This is a genomic window from Mycetocola sp. Y171, assembly GCF_056713165.1.
In genome coordinates, this window is record NZ_JBWYGX010000003.1 from 110,854 (window position 1) to 127,091 (window position 16,238).

The window sequence follows — 16,238 nt, forward strand, 5'->3', positions numbered from 1 at the left end:
TTCACGACCAACCAACTTACGACAAGAAAGCAGCACTATTGTGACGCGCACGTATTCCCCCAAGGCATCTGAGATCCAGCGTGACTGGTTCATCATCGACGCCACCGACATTGTGCTCGGCCGCCTGGCCAGCCACGTCGCCATCCTCCTCCGTGGAAAGCACAAGGCCACCTTTGCCAACCACATGGACACCGGTGACTTCGTCATCATCATCAACGCTGACAAGGTCGCCCTGACCGGTCAGAAGCTCCTCCAGAAGAAGGCCTACCGCCACTCAGGTTACCCGGGCGGCATCAAGGCAGTGACCTACGCCGAACTGCTCGAGAAGAACCCGGGTCGCGCGGTGGAGAAGGCTGTCCGCGGCATGCTCCCCAAGAACTCCCTCGGCGCCGCGCAGCTGCGCAAGCTGAAGGTCTACACCGGTGCAGAGCACCCGCACGCTGCTCAGCAGCCCAAGACGTACACCCTCGACCAGGTCGCCCAGTAAGCGCCGGATAGACATAAGGATTCCTACAGTGGCGAAGATTTCAGATTCCATCGCAGAGACCCCGGAGAGCTTCTCCACCGAGACGCCGACCGAGGCAGCCCCCAAGGCGGCTCGCCCGGCCCTCAGCGTTCCCGGCGCAGCCGTCGGTCGTCGCAAGCAGGCCATCGCCCGCGTGCGTCTCATCCCCGGCTCCGGCACGATCACGGTCAACGGCCGTGAGCTCGCCGACTACTTCCCGAACAAGCTGCACCAGCAGCTGATCAACGACCCGTTCACGGTCCTCGACCTCGCTGGTGGCTACGACGTCATCGCCCGCATCTCGGGTGGTGGCCCGTCCGGCCAGGCCGGCGCGCTTCGCCTCGGCATCGCGCGTGCGCTCAACCAGATCGACGAAGAGAACAACCGCGCAACCCTGAAGAAGGCCGGCTTCCTCTCCCGTGACGCTCGCGTCAAGGAGCGCAAGAAGGCCGGACTCAAGAAGGCACGTAAGGCACCTCAGTTCTCGAAGCGCTAATCGCGCCTCGGTCCTGGACTGTATTACATGCCTCGCCTGTTTGGTACTGACGGCGTTCGCGGTCTCGCGAACGCCGACCTGACGGCAGACCTCGCTCTCGGCCTTGCCCAAGCCACCGCTGTGGTGCTTGGGCAGGGCCGAAGTGCTGAGGCCCGCCGAGCCGCCGGAAAGCGCCCCGTCGCCGTCCTGGCCCGCGACCCTCGCGTCTCCGGTGAGTTCATCGCCGCCGCCGTCGCCGCCGGACTCGCCTCGAGCGGGGTCGACGTGCTCGACGCCGGCGTGATCCCGACCCCAGCTGCCGCTTTCCTCATCGCGGACATCGACGCCGACTTCGGCGTGATGATCTCGGCCAGCCACAACCCGGCGCCGGACAACGGCATCAAGATCTTCGCCCGCGGCGGACGCAAGCTGCCTGACGAGGTCGAAGCCCGCATCGAGAGCTACCTGACCGAACCCAAGCTCGCACCGACAGGTGCAGGGGTCGGTCGCATCCGGCGTTTCGCCGATGCCGAGGACCGCTACGTCCTCCACCTCCTCGCCAGCCTGCCTCACCGGCTCGACGGGCTGCACGTCGTCCTCGACTGCGCCCACGGGGCTGCGGCAGGAGTGTCCCCTGAGGTGTTCAGGGACGCAGGCGCGAAACTCACCGTCATCGGTAACGACCCTGACGGCATGAACATCAACGACGGTGTCGGTTCCACCCACCTCGACCTCCTGGCCAAGGCGGTCATCGAGCACAAGGCGGACATCGGCATCGCCCACGACGGCGACGCCGACCGCTGCCTGGCCGTCGATGCGAACGGCAAGATCATCGACGGCGACCAGATCATGGCGATCCTGGCCGTCTCGATGAAGGAACGCGGACACCTCACGGACGACACCCTCGTGGCGACGGTGATGAGCAACCTCGGGCTGCGCATCGCGATGGAAGAACACGGCATCTCCATGGTGCAGACCAAGGTCGGAGACCGGTACGTCCTCGAGGCCATGAACAAGAGCGGCTTCGCCCTCGGCGGCGAACAGTCCGGCCACGTCATCATGAGCGAGTACGCGACCACGGGCGACGGCATCCTGACCGGGCTGCACCTGGTCAGCGAGATGGCGCGCACCGGCAAGACCGCCGCGGAGCTCGCCAGCGTGATGGACGTCTACCCGCAGATCCTCGTGAACGTGAAGGACGTGGATCGCACAGGCATCCACACCGACGAGGTCCTCGCCGAAGCAGTCCGCACTGCCGAAGCGGAGCTGGGAGACACCGGTCGCGTGTTGCTCCGCCCGAGCGGCACCGAGCAGCTCGTCCGGGTCATGGTCGAGGCCGCTGACCAGCCCACCGCCGACCGACTGGCGCACGCACTCGCCGACGTCGTCCGGGAGCGCCTGGCCGTCTAGAACACCGCGGGGAGGCCCGGCTGTCGCATCCGCGGCAGGCCGGGCCTTCTGAGGTCAGACCTTGCGGAGCAGGACCTGGCTGACCGTGTGGTCGGACGCCTTCCGCAGGACAAGCTTCGCCCGAGCCCTGGTCGGCCGGATGTTCTCCAGCAGGTTCGGTTCGTTGACCTCGCGCCAGTAGAACCTGGCCTTCTCCCTGGCTTCGTCCTCGGTGAGCGAGGCGTAGACGTTGAAGAACGAGTTCGGGTTCGTGAATGCGCCGCGCTGGAGCGCCATGAACCGTTCCTCGTACCAGGAGGCGATGTCCGACGTCCTGGCGTCGACGTAGATGCTGAAGTCGAAGAGGTCGCTCACGGTGAGCCTGTGGCCGTTCCCGGCCGGCTGCAGGACGTTGAGGCCCTCGACGATGAGCACGTCGGGGCGACGGACGACGACCTGTGCGTCGGGGACGATGTCGTACTTGAGGTGCGAGTAGAACGGCGCGCGGACCTCGCCGGCGCCGCTCTTCACGGCGCTGACGAACCGGAGCAGTGCCCGCCGGTCGTAGGACTCGGGGAACCCTTTCCTGCCCATGATGCCCCGGCGTTCCAGCTCGGCGTTCGGGTAGAGGAAACCGTCCGTCGTGATGAGTTCGACCCTCGGGGTGTCTGCCCAGCGCGACATCAGTTCGCGGAGGAGCCGCGCGACCGTCGACTTGCCGACGGCGACCGATCCGGCCACTCCGATCACGAACGGCGTCCTGTCGGTCTTCTCGCCGAGGAAAGCGCTGGTGGAGTCGTGCAGTCGTTTCGCGTTCGCCACATAGAGGCTGAGCAGCCGGCTCAGCGGGAGGTAGACCTCCGCCACTTCGTTGAGGTCGAGCCGATCGCCGAGGCCCCGCAGCTGGAACACCTCGGCGTCCGTGAGAGGCGACTGCGTGGACGGTGCGAGCCTGGCCCAGTCCGAACGGTCGATTTCGACGAATGGGGTCGACTGGGAGTGCGACGCGGTGCCGGAGGAGGGGTCGGACATAGGTTCCCAGTCTATTGCCGGTATCCTTGAGCCCATGTGTGGAATCGTGGGTTACGTCGGCAGCAATGACAGCATCAATGTCCTTCTCAGCGGTCTCGGCCGTCTGGAGTATCGCGGGTATGACTCCGCCGGCGTCGCCGTCATCGACGAGGCGGGGGAGATGCGCACCAGGAAGCGCGCAGGAAAGCTCGCTGTCCTCGCCGGCGACGTGAAGGCCAGCGCCATGGAGGTCAGCCACACAGGAATCGGGCACACCCGCTGGGCCACCCACGGAGCTCCGACCGACCAGAACGCCCACCCGCACCTCGGTGACGACGGCAAACTGGCCCTCATCCACAACGGCATCATCGAGAACTTCGCCCCGCTCAAGAAGGAACTCCTCGACGACGGGTTCACCTTCATCAGCGAGACCGACTCCGAGGTCGCCGCAGTTCTCCTCGGCCGTGAGTACCGTCAGACCCAGAACCTCCGTGAGGCGTTCCAGCACGTCGTCGCCCGGCTCGAGGGCGCGTTCACGCTCCTCGCCGTGCACGAGGACGAACCGGGCCTCGTCGTCGGCGCCCGCCGCAACTCGCCTCTCGTGATCGGCCTCGGAGAGGGCGAGAACTTCCTCGCCTCCGACGTCGCCGCCTTCGTGGAGTACACCCAGAACGCCCTCGCCATCGGTCAGGACCAGATCGTTTCGATCACTCCTGACTCGGTCGAGGTCACCGACTTCTTCGGCGCTCCTGTCGAGGTCGAGCCCTTCGAGATCCAGTGGGACGCCTCCGCAGCCGAGAAGGGCGGCTGGTCCAGCTTCATGGCCAAGGAGATCGACGAAGAGCCGGATGCCGTCGCCAACACACTGCGCGGACGCATCGATGAGAACGGTCAGGTCGTCATCCCCGAGCTCAACGGTCTCGACGAACTCTTCACCGACATCAACCGCATCGTCGTCATCGCCTGTGGCACCGCATCATACGCCGGACAGGTCGGCAAGTACGCGCTCGAGAAGTGGGCGGGCATCCCCGTCGACGTCGAACTCAGCCACGAGTTCCGTTACCGCGAACCGGTCATCACCCCGCAGACCCTGGTCGTCTCGATCAGCCAGTCCGGTGAGACCATGGACACCCTCATGGCCGTCAAGTACGCGAGCGAGGCCGGAGCGAAGACCCTCTCCATCTGCAACACCCAGGGTGCGACCATCCCGCGCGAGTCCGACGCCGTCGTGTACACGCACGCAGGCCCCGAGGTCGCTGTCGCATCGACGAAGGCGTTCGTCGCGCAGATCACCGCCCTCTACCTGTTCGCACTGCACCTCGCCCGCGTCCGCGGCGCGCAGACCCCTGAGGTCCTCGCCGAGCAGTCCCGCGAGCTCGTCGACATCCCGGCGAAGATCCGGACGATCCTCGGCGAGAAGGATGTCGTCACCCAGCTCGCGCGCTGGATGAGCGACTCCCGTGCCGTCCTGTTCCTCGGCCGCCACGTCGGGTTCCCGATCGCGCTCGAAGGAGCGCTCAAGCTCAAGGAACTCGCCTACATCCACGCAGAGGGATTCGCGGCAGGCGAGCTCAAGCACGGGCCGATCGCGCTCATCGAGCCCGGACAGCCCGTCTTCGTCGTCGTGCCGAGCCCGCGTGGCTCCGCGACCATCCACTCGAAGGTCGTCTCCAACATCCAGGAGATCCGTGCCCGCGGTGCGAAGGTCATCGCGATCGCCGAAGAGGGGGATGCTTCGGTGCTTCCGTTCACCGACGTCGTCATCCGGATCCCGCTCGCCGCACCGCTGTTCGAGCCGCTCCTCGCGGTCATCCCGCTGCAGATCTTCGCCATGGAGCTCGCCAGCGCGAAGGGGCTCGACGTCGACCAGCCGCGCAACCTCGCGAAGTCCGTCACGGTCGAGTAGCGCCGTCGGCGGGCAGGGTTTCCGCGGGGGAGAGAGGTGCAGAGTGATCGTCGGCATCGGTGTTGACCTCGTCGACCTCGCACGCTTCGAACGTGCGGTCGACAGGACGCCCCGGCTCCGCGACCGCTTGTTCGCCGAGAGCGAACGGGACAGGCCACTGCGTTCGCTGGCCGGACGGTTCGCCGCCAAGGAAGCACTGATCAAGGCGCTCGGAAGTTCGGACGGCGTGCACTGGCTCGACATCACCGTCTCGAACGACCCGCAGGGCGACCCCCGGTTCGAGATCAGCGGTGAGACCGCGGATGTCATCGCAGCGAGGGGCATCACCTCGCTGCACCTGTCGATGAGCCACGACGCCGGCGCGGCCGTCGCCTTCGTCGTCGCCGAGCGCGCCGACGCCCCGGTGGGAGCCGCATGAGCGGGTTCAGGGAAGCGGTGATCGACCTCGATGCCGTGACCGCGAACATCCGCCATCTCCTCGCCGTCGTCGGAACGCCCCATCTCATCGCGGTGGTGAAGGCGGACGGCTACGGGCACGGCGCCCTTCCCGTCGCACGCGCCGCGCTCGCCGGGGGAGCCGACTGGCTCGGAACCGCCGACATCCCCGAGGCCCTCGCCTTGCGCGACGCGGGTATCGAGGCACCGCTACTCTGCTGGCTCCACCCGCCCGGCGCCGATTTCGCGGATGCGGCGCGACGGCAGATCGACCTGGGAGTGTCCTCTGCTGCGCAACTCGACGAGATCGCGGATGCCGTCGGCGATGCGACCGCGCAGATCCACCTCAAACTCGACACCGGTCTCAGCCGTAACGGCATCGCCGAGGCCGACTGGGCGAAGACCTTCCGTCGCGCGAGGGAACTGGAGCAGTCGGGTGCCGTCAGGGTCAGGGGAATCTTCTCGCACCTCTCCAACGCCTCGGCGACCGACGACCGTGCCGCGCTCGCCGCATTCCACCAGGGACTTGCCCTCGCCGAGCAGGCAGGCCTCGCCCCAGACCTCGTGCACCTCGCGGCGACGGCCGCTGCGATCGACCTGCCCGAGTCGCGGTTCAACACCGTGCGGATCGGGATCGGCATGTACGGATTGTCTCCGTTCGACGACCGCAGTTCGGCGGACCTCGGGCTGACTCCGGTGATGACACTCCACGGCCAGGTCGCAGCGGTGCGGCGTGTACCAGCAGGCAGAGGTGTCTCCTACAGCTACACCTATCGCACCACGGGCGAATCGACCCTCGTCCTCGTCCCGCTCGGCTATGCGGACGGAATCCCGCGCCAGGCCTCAGGAACCGGCGATGTCTCGATCGCCGGCAGCCGGTTCCGCGTGGCCGGTCGGATCGCCATGGATCAGTTCGTCGTCGACGTCGGCAACACGGACGTCGCGGTCGGCGACGACGTCGTCGTGTTCGGCGACCCTGCTGCCGGCTACCCGTGCGCAGGAGACTGGGCGGCGGCTGCAGGGACGATCAACTACGAGATCGTGACCAGGATCGGTGCCAGGGTGACGCGAAGGTACGAGTCGTGATCGAGGTCCCCGTCGACACCGTGATTCCGACCTCGGACGACATGCATGCCTTCGGGGTTCGGCTCGGGCGAACGCTCGCGGCAGGAGACCTTCTCGTGCTCACCGGGCCGCTCGGTGCAGGCAAGACCACCCTGACCCGCGGGATCGGCGAGGGTCTCGGCGTCCGTGGCCCGGTCACGAGCCCGACCTTCGTCCTGGCGCGCACCCATCCCAGCCTCGTCGGTGGACCTCCCCTCGTGCACGTGGACGCCTACCGGCTCACCGACGCCCTCGAACTCGACGACCTCGATATCGACTTCGGCGGGAGCGTCGTCATCGTCGAGTGGGGCAGGGGGCTCGTCGACGCGGTCGCCTCCCGCTGGCTCGATGTGGAGATCGACAGGCCCACCGGTGCGGGGGAGTCGGACAGCGACGAAGCCGATCCGGCGGACGAGCCCAGGCGCATCAGGATCACCCGCCACGATTCCTGAGCGAGGTGCTGCCGACGAGGGCAAGGTCGACCGCCCTAAGCGCGCTCGCGACGCTCACCTCACTGAGCAGCCCGGGCGAAGCGACCCGGTCGCCGACGAGGAACACACCGTCCCCACGGTCGATGGCCGGCCTGTCCCTCCAGCTGAACCCGGGCCGATCGAGTGCGCCCGAGCGACGGTTGGCGACAGCGACTCGGCGATACGCCACCCTGCCCCTCCACTCGGGAAGCGCGAGATCTGCGAGCCGCTCCAGCCGCGCGACTCCCTCCGCCTTCGACTCGAGTGGTCCGAGCGGCACTTGAAGTTGGACGAGCGAGGTCTCTGGCGGTGACAACGACGGGTCAGGGGCGCTGAAGCGTTCGAGCCAACCTGCCTCGTCGAGGTCACTGACGACGAAGGCATCGCGCGTGTTCTTCGCCAGGCCGAGGTCGAGCAGAGCCGCCCTGCCGGATGGCCAGTCGAGCGCTGGATCGCCGAGGAGCCCGCGGGCCGACTCGAGCTCGGTGGCCACGATGGTCCGCCCTGGACCGATCGTCGACACCCGCGCATCGCATTCGATCCGTACCCCGAGCGACCGGGCACGCTCCCCGAGCGCGGTGAAGAGGGCACCCCAGCCATGCCGCCGGTAGCCGGCCGACGGGGGAAAGGAGAAGACGCGGGTGAACCGCTCCCAGACGAAAGCCGCGGAGAGCGAGCCAGGGTCCCGCGCGAAGAGGGCGACACCGGATGCCGCTGCTGACAGCGCAGCGGACTCTGCACCGAACTGCTCGGTTGCCCAGTCGCGGTACGAGCGATCGACGGGGGCGGTCCGCCCGCGGCCGGCCAGGGCGCGGATCAGGCCGGCAGGCGGCATCCGTCTCAGCGACCCGTGATGACGGAAGACGAACCTGAACAGAGCAGCAGGCGGAACCGCCCGCGTCTCGCCGAGCAAGTGCCGCTCGCGCAGCCATGCCCAGATCGGACCGTCCCGGTAGACGACATGCGGGCCCTCGTGGGCGATCCAGGGTGGATCGGTCGATCGCCAGCGCCCGCCGAGAGTGCTGTGCGCCTCGAACAGTGTCACTGAAGCGCCCCGCTCGGCCGCCGTGATGGCCGCGACCAGTCCACCGATTCCGCCGCCGATGACGGTCAGTTCCGTCATGATCCCTCCCACCATTGAGCCATACCGTACCATACGGTATGGTATGTTTTCTAGCGTGAACGCGCGAGAGAAATGGCTCAAAGTCGGACGCGACGTCCTGGCCTCCGATGGTCCGGCGGGGCTGAAGATCGACCGGCTCGCCGCGCGGCTCGGGGTGACCAAGGGGTCGTTCCACCATCATTTCGCTGGGGCGGCCGGATACCGGCTCGCGCTCCTGGATGACATCGAACGCCGGGTGACCGAGTCACTGGAGGAAGCCGCAGGCCTCGCCGCCGGTGTGGAGCCGAGGGACGCGCTCGCGCGGCTCACCGGCTGGGTCGGCAGCAACGGACCAGGGCCACTCGGCCCTGAGCTCGAGGTGTCCCTGCGCGCGTGGGCGGTGCAGGACGAATCGGCTCGCCGGACGCAGGAGCGGATCGACGAGGCCAGGCTGCAACTCCTGGCCTCGATCTGGGTGCGGATCACCGGCGATCAAACCACGGCGCGGACCGCGGCGCTGCTGCCCCACCTCATCGCCATCGGTGCCGGCGTGCTGGTTCCGCCGCTGCCACCTGACGAACTGCGTCGGGTGTTCGAACTCATCCTTCCTCTCGTGCCGCAGCACGAACAGGGAACGACGCCGACAAACGCGTAGGCTGGATCCGTGCTTCTCGCCATCGACTCCTCCACCGGGACCTCCGTCGCCGTCGTGGATCGTGATGACGGCATCCTCTCCGAACTCGCCGTCGACGACACCATGCGGCATGCCGAAGTCGTCGGAGCGCTCATCCGGGACGCGCTCGCCGGCGCAGGGGTCTCCGCCGCCGATCTGTCTGCCGTGGCCTGCGGGATGGGCCCCGGCCCGTTCACCGGCCTCCGTATCGGCATCGCGGCCGCGAGGGCGTTCGCCTTCGGTGCTCGCAAACCGATCGTCCCGCTCGTGAGCCACGACGCCGTCGCCTTCGACTGGTACGGCCGGGGCAACACCGGTGATCTCCTCATCGCGACGGACGCCCGCAGGCGGGAGCTGTACTGGTCGACGTATTCGGGCGTCACCGCCAACGGGCTCCCCGTCCGGTCCAGCGGGCCCGGCCTGGCCAAACCCGACGATGTGCCGACGGACGCCGGATTCCGGCTGGATGCCGTCGACGTGTCCGCGGGCGCGCTCGGCATGCTCGCCGAGGCGACCTGGGCCGCAGGAGCCGCCTTCGCCCCCGACGAGCCGTTGTATCTTCGCTCTCCCGACGTCAGCCTGTCGACGCGGAAGCGGGTCACCGCATGACCTGGAAGTTGCGAACGGCCACCGTCGCCGACCTGCACCACATCATGGAGATCGAGACGTCGGTGTTCGCCACGGATGCCTGGTCCGAGTCGGCGATGCGCGACGAGCTCGCCTCGGAGAACACGCACTACGTGGTCGCAACAGCACTCGGAGCTCCAGACATCGTCCAGGGCTATGCGGGGCTGATGGCTCCACCGCGCGCGACGGAGGCGGACGTCCAGACGATCGCCGTCTCTCCCGACGTCCGCAGGATGGGACTCGGCCGCGTCCTCATGCATGCCCTCATCCGGACGGCACGAGCCGCAGCAGTCCGTGACGTGTTCCTCGAGGTCCGCGCGGACAACGACGGAGCGCAGGAACTGTATCGATCGCTGGGCTTCGAGGCGATCGGTGTACGCCCCGGCTACTACCAGCCCGATGACGTCGATGCCATCGTGATGAAACTCGAACTGACCCGTCCAGCACCGGCGGTCGGTGCCTCGTGAGCGATCGCGTGATCAACCGGGACGCTCCCCTCGTCCTCGGCATCGAGACGTCCTGCGACGAGACCGGGATCGGTATCGTGCGCGGCCGGACGCTCCTCAGCAACACCATCGCCTCGTCGATGGACCAGCACGCCCGCTACGGCGGCGTCGTTCCCGAGGTCGCGGCACGCGCACACCTCGAAGCACTGATCCCGGCGCTCACCGCAGCCGTCGATGAGGCGGGAATCCGGCTCGACGACCTCGACGCCATCGCCGTGACGAGCGGACCGGGCCTGTCAGGGGCGCTGATGGTCGGCGTCGGAGCGGCGAAAGCGCTGGCCGTCGCCCTGGACAAGCCGATCTACGCGGTGAACCACCTCGTCGGGCACGTCGGTGCCGACATCCTGGACGAGTCAGGGACCCCGTTCGAGTACCCGACCATCGCGCTTCTCGTCTCGGGGGGACACACATCGCTACTGCTCGTGCGCGACCTGGTCAGCGACGTCGAGCTCCTCGGAGAGACGATCGACGATGCGGCGGGGGAGGCATTCGACAAGGTGGCCCGTGTGCTCGGTCTGCCATACCCCGGTGGCCCGGAGATCGACCGCATGGCCGCATCAGGAGACCCCAAGGCGATCCGCTTCCCCCGTGGACTGACACTGCCGAAGGACCTCGTCAGGCACCGATACGACTTCTCGTTCTCCGGCCTGAAGACGGCGGTTGCCCGGTGGGTCGAGAAGCAACAGGATCTCGGCAACGAGGTGCCCGTCGCGGATGTCGCGGCCAGCTTCAGGGAGGCCGTCGCTGACGTCCTCCTCACCAAGGCGATAGCGGCCTGCACCGACCACGGCGTACCCCGGCTCCTCCTCGGCGGCGGCGTGGTGGCCAACGCCAGGGTGAGGCAGCTCGCCGTCGAACGGGCAGAAGCGGCCGGTGTCGCCCTGCGCATCCCTCCGCTGTCCCTGTGCACAGACAACGGTGCCATGATCGCCGAACTCGGTGCGCAGCTGATCATGGCGGGCCATGACCCGTCGACCCTCGATTTCTCCGCCGATTCGACGCTGCCGGTCACTGAGATCCAGGTGCGCTGAACCGTCGCGGCGGAGCGGCATCCGAGCGGATCGCCGCTGTAGTGTGGCAGTCTGGGATGCCTGTGCACGCTCTCACGAGGACGACACGGCGACCAGTGCGACGGCGACAGGAGAACCCATGACAGACCCCCGGAATTCCGAGAGCCTGCCCGAACGTCCGCCTCTTCCTCCGGTGGCGGCTCCGCCGGCGGATTCCGGCGAGACGCGGGCGGAGGCCCCCGGTTCCGGTCCGTCGTCCGAGCCCGTCGGCACTCCCGGCTACGGCAGCCCGTCGATACCGCCGCCCAACCCCTTCGGCCAGCCTGCGCCCAGGCACGCGCCGCGGCAGCAGCCCGCAGCCCCGCAGCAGCCCGCAGCCCCGCAGCAGCCCGCAGCGCAGCAGCCCGCCCCGCAGCAGCCCGCAGCGCAGCAGTCGCAGCAGCCGCAGCAGGACCTTCGATACGGCGTCCCGGCCCCGCAGCCATCCGGCTTCGCCCCGCCCAGCTCACCCGGCTTCGGGCCCGCACAGGGCAGCCCGCAGCCGGCATACGGCCAGCCTCCATACGGGCAGCAGCAGCCGGGATACGGCCAGCCGCAGCCCGGCTACGGCCAGCAGAACCAACCAGGATACGGTCAGCCCGCCTACCCCGCACAGGCAGGGTACGCACAGTCGTACGGCATGCCTGCCCCCGCGGTGCCGGCAGGCCCGTCCGCGCGATTCGCGAAGACGGGCCTCGTCCTCGGGATCATCGGAGTCGTCGGTGGCATCTTCTTCGGCTGGACGATCCTGCTCTCGGTCGCGGCCATCGTGCTCGGCTTCCTCGCCCGATCCCGTGAACCGCACGCGTCAGGCATCGCGCTGTCGGCGATCGTCACCGGATTCGTCGGCGCGATCCTCTCCGCCGGGTGGCTGGTCTACAGCATCGTCACCTGGCTCGCCCTGACCTCGTCATAACAGGAGGATGCCCGTGTCCGTCAATCCCGCTGTGCTGTTCACCGCCGCGACGACGAGCTACGCGGCCAACTGCGCGCTCGGTGTCGCCGTCGCCACCGGCGCGCTGACGACGGGGCGGGCGCACTGGGTTCACCACGCGCTCTACATCTCGACGGCCAGCCTCGCCGGAGTGGCGGCCAGTTCGCTCCTCTGGAGCCGCAACCGCGCTGGGTGGCTCCTGCTCCCTGCCGCCGTCCCCCTCGTTCTCATCCCCGCAATCAGCTCGCACTCCCGACGGCACATCGTGACGGCACTCAGCGCCGCGCCGTTCTTCGTGGCGAGCCTCATCAAGGCCTGGAGGTAGCCCGTGGAGTTTCTCGACGTCGTTCGCAGAAGGAAGACCACGAACGGGCCGTTCCTGCCCGATCCGGTGAGTGAAGAGCACCAGCGCCTCCTCATGGAGCTCGCAGGGCGCGCGCCCTCCCAGCTGAACAGCCAGCCGTGGCGTTTCGTGATCGTCGACGACCGCTCCACCATCGAGGAGATCGCCACCATCAGCGGCGAGAGCATGACGGAGGCCATGTCGAATGGCACCTTCTTCGAGCGGTACAAGCCGTATTTCCGATTCAGCGCCGAAGAGATGGCGACGCGTCGGGACGGAATGCTCTTCGACCGGCTCCCGGCCGCCCTCCGGCCGTTCACCAGCCAGGTCTTCACCTCACGCGGCCAGAAGCTCATGAACACCATGCGGGTTCCTCACAAGCTCGGGGAAGAGAACCGCCGGCTCGTCGCCGGGTCGCCCCTGCTCCTCGGCGTGATGCTCGACCGCGCGGAATACCGGCCAGGCGAACTGTCGTCGTTCTATTCCGTTTTCAGCATGGGCGCAGCGATGGAGAACGTCTGGCTGGCGACCGTCGAACTGGGGATGGGCATCCAGTTCGTCTCGTTCCCGATGGAAGTCCCGGGGAACTGGGCAAAGATCGAGAAGATCCTGCAGGTACCGGACAGCCTCGAGCTGATGGCGGTGTACCGGCTCGGCTATCTGCCTGCCGAACAGCGCCGTCCAGCGATCGACTGGTCGAGCCACGAACGGAAGCTGCCATCGCAGTACGTCTTCCGCGGGACATGCCAAACGCCCCAGGCCGGGTGGGATACCCCAGCCGAAGCGCGGAACCAGGCCTGAGGCGCGGCGGGGCTCTAGCGCCCGGTCGCGTCAGGCGCGCGGTCGACCGAGCCACGCCAGGCGCCGGTCTCGAAGCCGTTGGACTCGATCAGTTCCTTGAACTTCTTCAGGTCGTGGCCGATCTGGATGTCGTCGACCTGGAGCAGTGCGCCTGCCTTCTCGACGACGCCCTTCGGGGACCAGTCGAGGCGGACGGAGATCCGCGTCTCGTCGTCGCTGAGCCGGTGGAACGTGACGACCCCTGCGTGGTCTTCTCCTCCTGTGCTCTTCCAGGCGATGCGCTCGTCGGGGGTCTGCTCGGTGATCTCGGCGTCGAACTCACGGGTGACGCCGGCGATCGACACCGTCCAGTGCGTGGTCCTGTCCGTCTTCTGCACGACCTCGTCCACTCCGCTGAGGAACTGCGGGAACGACTCGAACTGCGTCCACTGGTTGTACACGGTGGAAATCGGTGCGTGGACGTCGATGTCGGAGTTGACAGTTGCCATGGGGCATCCTTCTCTCTCTCGTTGGTGGATGAATCCTCAGGACATCACGCTCGTCGACCCACTGTCGAGGGCTTGCGAGTGCGGCGCCCCGCATGTGAAGAGACCGGCTCGAGTCACGTCGTGAGAATCACGAGCCGCTCGGTGGCGCGGGTCATCGCGACGTAGTGGTCCACAGCACCTTCGATCCCCGTGCCGAACCGTTCAGGGTCGATGAGCACGACCAGGTCGAACTCGAGCCCCTTGGACAGCTCAGGGGAGAGCGAGCGAACGCGGGACATCCCCGGGAACGACGGATCGCCGATCACGCACGCGATCCCGTCGGCGTGCGCCGCGAGCCACGTGTCGAGGATCTCGCGGAGGTCCTCTGCTGTCCCGTGCAGGACGGGGATGCCGTTCGAGCGGATCGAGGTCGGCACGTTGGCGTCGGGGAGGGCGGCCCTGATGGCCGGCTCGGCCTCCACCATGACCTCCTCCGGCGTCCGATAGTTGATGCTCAGGGTCGCCAGGTCGATGCGGTCGAGGCCGACCCGGTGGAGCCGCTCCTCCCAGGACTCGGTGAACCCGTGCCTCGCCTGCGCCCTGTCCCCGACGATGGTGAAACTTCGCGAGGGGCAGCGCAGCAGCAACATCTGCCATTCGGCGTCGGTCAGTTCCTGGGCCTCGTCCACCACGATGTGAGCGAACGGGGCGGCAAGAAGATCGGGATCGGTACCGGGCAACGCGGATTCGTCGACGAGTGTGTTCCTGGCGTCTTGCCCGCGCAGGATCGACATCACCTGCATCTCCGAGTCGTCGCCGGCGATGAGGTCGTCGACAACTCTAGCCATCTGTTCCTGCTCGGCGGCGAGAGTCGCGGCGCGGCGACGCTTGCCTCTGGATGCCTCTGGGTCGCCGATGCGCTGACGTGCCGCGTCCAGGAGGGGGAGGTCGGAGGTCGACCAGGCCCTGGCCTCCTGGCGTTGCAGCTTCCCGACCTCATCCGGTGAGAGCCAGGGAGCACACCTGCGCAGGTAGGCGGGAACCGACCACAGGTCCGCCACGACGGCGACCGGATCGAGCAGAGGCCACGCTTTCGTGAATGTTCGGGTCAGGCCGTCGTTCTGGACGAGCGCCCTGCGGAGCAGGGCGGGTGGCACCTCATCGTCGTCGAGCTGGTCGGTCAGGATGTCGAGGAGCGCCTCCCAGACCTGGTCGCGTGCGTCGTTGTGCGGTGTTCCCGGTTCCGGCGCCTCGAAGGCCTCCGCCCAGTCCTCTGCGCTGAGCCAGAGGTCCGCCCAGGGGGTTTCGACGGTCATCCCCCTGGCCGGTGGTTCCTCGTAAAGCCCGACCGCCGGTTCGATCGCCGTCACCATGGCGACGGTCGACTTCAGCGCGGCGACCTGCGGATCCGGTTCGATCGCGGCCGAGGCTCCCTCAGGGACGAGGTCCTTCAGAGTGCAGGTCTCGACGCTGTCCTCTCCGAGGCCGGGGAGGACGTCGGCGACGTAGTCCAGGTAGGGCTGGTGCGGACCGACGAACAGTGCGCCACCCTTGCGGTGGCCGAACCGGGGGTCCGCGTAGAGGAGGTAGGCGGTGCGGTGGAGGGCGACGACGGTCTTCCCCGTTCCAGGGCCGCCGTCGACGACGAGGGCGCCGCGAGACGAGGCGCGGATGATGGCATCCTGATCGGCCTGGATCGTGCCGAGCACGTCCTGCATCCGCGGCGACCGGCTGCTGCCCAGGCTGGCGATGAAGGCGGACTGGTCGTCGAGTGCCGCATGGCCGCCCTCGAGCCCGTCCGGGGTGAACACCTCATCCCAGTAGTCGCTGATCCGGCCGCGGGTCCAGCGATACCTCCTGCGGCTCACGAGGCCCATCGGGTTGGCGTGCGTCGCCCCGAAGAACGGCTCGGCGATGGGAGAACGCCAGTCGACCACGAGCCGGCGTCCCGCACCGTCGGTGAGGCCGAACCGCCCGACATACACCGGTTCTGGGTTCCCGGCGCCGACCATCCGTCCGAGGCACAGGTCGAGACCGAAACGGCGCAGGAGGCGGAGCCGAGCGGTCAGCCTGTGCACCTCCAGGTCCCGGTCCAGCGCCTGCTGGCCCGGGCCTGCCGGTGCGCGGCGCGCGGCATCGAGACGGTCGGATGCATCGGCGATCGACTCCTCGAGACTGGTTGCGATGGCCGCGAAATGCTCGTCATCTGTTGCGATCAGCGTATGGTCCCGTTTGCCTGCCAGCCGGTCGGGCAGGTCGAAGACGCTTGTCATCAGCGGGTCCACGTCACGCCAACCACCGTGCCGTTTGTGCCCGTTGCCGCCGCCCACAGGACAACTCGCATTCCATCACTCCCGTCCGTCGTCTTCCGCTCACGACCAGCAAGTGTGCGGCACGACCCGGGTCTTGCGGCAAGCCCCCCTCGGGGTAATAGAGTGAAA

18 protein-coding genes are annotated in these 16,238 nt (G+C 67.8%); 14 read left to right on the forward strand and 4 right to left on the reverse strand.

Features of this window, described 5'->3' with window-relative positions; all coding sequences use genetic code 11:
• Positions 1 to 40 precede the first annotated feature (40 nt).
• The 3 genes from rplM to glmM are packed head-to-tail and all read left to right on the forward strand — an operon-like array spanning position 41 to position 2,390.
• On the forward strand, positions 41 to 487 hold the full coding sequence (rplM, locus tag AC1M2K_RS16595; protein ID WP_480239262.1) for a 50S ribosomal protein L13: 447 nt from the start codon (positions 41 to 43) through the stop codon (positions 485 to 487).
• 28 nt (positions 488 to 515) lie between these two features.
• Positions 516 to 1,001 carry a 30S ribosomal protein S9 gene (gene rpsI / locus AC1M2K_RS16600; RefSeq protein WP_480239263.1) on the forward strand — a complete coding sequence of 162 codons (486 nt, stop codon included), beginning with the start codon at positions 516 to 518 and terminating at the stop codon, positions 999 to 1,001.
• Between the two features lie 27 nt (positions 1,002 to 1,028).
• On the forward strand, positions 1,029 to 2,390 hold the full coding sequence (gene glmM / locus AC1M2K_RS16605; protein WP_480241818.1) for a phosphoglucosamine mutase: 1,362 nt from the start codon (positions 1,029 to 1,031) through the stop codon (positions 2,388 to 2,390).
• 54 nt (positions 2,391 to 2,444) lie between these two features.
• Here glmM and coaA read toward each other — a convergent pair whose 3' ends face one another.
• A complete protein-coding gene (coaA, locus tag AC1M2K_RS16610) occupies positions 2,445 to 3,401 on the reverse strand; it encodes a type I pantothenate kinase (protein WP_480239265.1) in 957 nt (318 codons plus the stop codon).
• Between the two features lie 34 nt (positions 3,402 to 3,435).
• Between coaA and glmS the strand changes: the two genes are divergently transcribed.
• Genes glmS through tsaE form a run of 4 tightly spaced genes read left to right on the forward strand, consistent with a single transcriptional unit; the run spans position 3,436 to position 7,277 of the window.
• A complete protein-coding gene (gene glmS / locus AC1M2K_RS16615; protein ID WP_480239266.1) occupies positions 3,436 to 5,286 on the forward strand; it encodes a glutamine--fructose-6-phosphate transaminase (isomerizing) in 1,851 nt (616 codons plus the stop codon).
• Between the two features lie 43 nt (positions 5,287 to 5,329).
• Positions 5,330 to 5,704: a holo-ACP synthase gene (locus AC1M2K_RS16620; RefSeq protein WP_480239267.1), complete on the forward strand. Its 375-nt coding sequence runs from the start codon at positions 5,330 to 5,332 to the stop codon at positions 5,702 to 5,704.
• Complete coding sequence (alr, locus tag AC1M2K_RS16625; RefSeq protein ID WP_480241819.1) at positions 5,701 to 6,807, forward strand: alanine racemase; 1,107 nt, start codon at positions 5,701 to 5,703, stop codon at positions 6,805 to 6,807. Before AC1M2K_RS16620 ends, alr begins: the two co-directional genes overlap by 4 nt.
• Positions 6,808 to 6,848: 41 nt before the next feature.
• Complete coding sequence (gene tsaE / locus AC1M2K_RS16630) at positions 6,849 to 7,277, forward strand: tRNA (adenosine(37)-N6)-threonylcarbamoyltransferase complex ATPase subunit type 1 TsaE (RefSeq protein WP_480241868.1); 429 nt, start codon at positions 6,849 to 6,851, stop codon at positions 7,275 to 7,277.
• On the opposite strand, the gene AC1M2K_RS16635 is transcribed toward tsaE, so the two are convergent.
• The gene (locus AC1M2K_RS16635; RefSeq protein ID WP_480241820.1) at positions 7,258 to 8,418 is read right to left on the reverse strand and encodes an NAD(P)-binding protein; all 1,161 of its coding nucleotides are present in this window, start codon (positions 8,416 to 8,418) and stop codon (positions 7,258 to 7,260) included. The genes tsaE and AC1M2K_RS16635 overlap by 20 nt on opposite strands.
• Positions 8,419 to 8,473: 55 nt before the next feature.
• Here AC1M2K_RS16635 and AC1M2K_RS16640 point away from each other — a divergent pair, with 55 nt between their 5' ends.
• The 7 genes from AC1M2K_RS16640 to AC1M2K_RS16670 all read left to right on the forward strand — a co-directional run bounded on the left by AC1M2K_RS16640 (position 8,474) and on the right by AC1M2K_RS16670 (position 13,330).
• A complete protein-coding gene (locus AC1M2K_RS16640) occupies positions 8,474 to 9,052 on the forward strand; it encodes a TetR/AcrR family transcriptional regulator (protein ID WP_480241821.1) in 579 nt (192 codons plus the stop codon).
• A 9-nt stretch (positions 9,053 to 9,061) separates the two neighbouring features.
• Positions 9,062 to 9,679: a tRNA (adenosine(37)-N6)-threonylcarbamoyltransferase complex dimerization subunit type 1 TsaB gene (tsaB, locus tag AC1M2K_RS16645; protein WP_480241822.1), complete on the forward strand. Its 618-nt coding sequence runs from the start codon at positions 9,062 to 9,064 to the stop codon at positions 9,677 to 9,679.
• Positions 9,676 to 10,164 (forward strand): ribosomal protein S18-alanine N-acetyltransferase, encoded by a 489-nt coding sequence (gene rimI, locus AC1M2K_RS16650; RefSeq protein ID WP_480239270.1) that lies wholly within the window; start codon positions 9,676 to 9,678, stop codon positions 10,162 to 10,164. The genes tsaB and rimI overlap by 4 nt, the downstream gene beginning before the upstream one ends.
• Positions 10,161 to 11,234, forward strand: coding sequence for a tRNA (adenosine(37)-N6)-threonylcarbamoyltransferase complex transferase subunit TsaD (gene tsaD, locus AC1M2K_RS16655; protein ID WP_480239271.1), 1,074 nt, complete (start codon positions 10,161 to 10,163; stop codon positions 11,232 to 11,234). The genes rimI and tsaD overlap by 4 nt, the downstream gene beginning before the upstream one ends.
• 118 nt (positions 11,235 to 11,352) lie before the next feature.
• The gene (locus tag AC1M2K_RS16660; RefSeq protein ID WP_480241823.1) at positions 11,353 to 12,168 is read left to right on the forward strand and encodes a DUF4190 domain-containing protein; all 816 of its coding nucleotides are present in this window, start codon (positions 11,353 to 11,355) and stop codon (positions 12,166 to 12,168) included.
• Positions 12,169 to 12,181: 13 nt separating this feature from the next.
• Positions 12,182 to 12,511 carry a hypothetical protein gene (locus AC1M2K_RS16665; protein ID WP_480241824.1) on the forward strand — a complete coding sequence of 110 codons (330 nt, stop codon included), beginning with the start codon at positions 12,182 to 12,184 and terminating at the stop codon, positions 12,509 to 12,511.
• 3 nt (positions 12,512 to 12,514) lie between these two features.
• On the forward strand, positions 12,515 to 13,330 hold the full coding sequence (locus AC1M2K_RS16670; RefSeq protein WP_480241825.1) for a nitroreductase family protein: 816 nt from the start codon (positions 12,515 to 12,517) through the stop codon (positions 13,328 to 13,330).
• 14 nt (positions 13,331 to 13,344) lie between these two features.
• Here the strand turns inward: AC1M2K_RS16670 and AC1M2K_RS16675 are convergent, their stop codons facing one another.
• Positions 13,345 to 13,818, reverse strand: a complete 474-nt coding sequence (locus AC1M2K_RS16675; RefSeq protein ID WP_480241826.1) for an SRPBCC family protein — start codon at positions 13,816 to 13,818, stop codon at positions 13,345 to 13,347.
• Positions 13,819 to 13,931: 113 nt separating this feature from the next.
• On the reverse strand, positions 13,932 to 16,070 hold the full coding sequence (helR, locus tag AC1M2K_RS16680) for an RNA polymerase recycling motor ATPase HelR (RefSeq protein WP_480241827.1): 2,139 nt from the start codon (positions 16,068 to 16,070) through the stop codon (positions 13,932 to 13,934).
• Between the last annotated feature and the right edge of the window lie 168 nt (positions 16,071 to 16,238).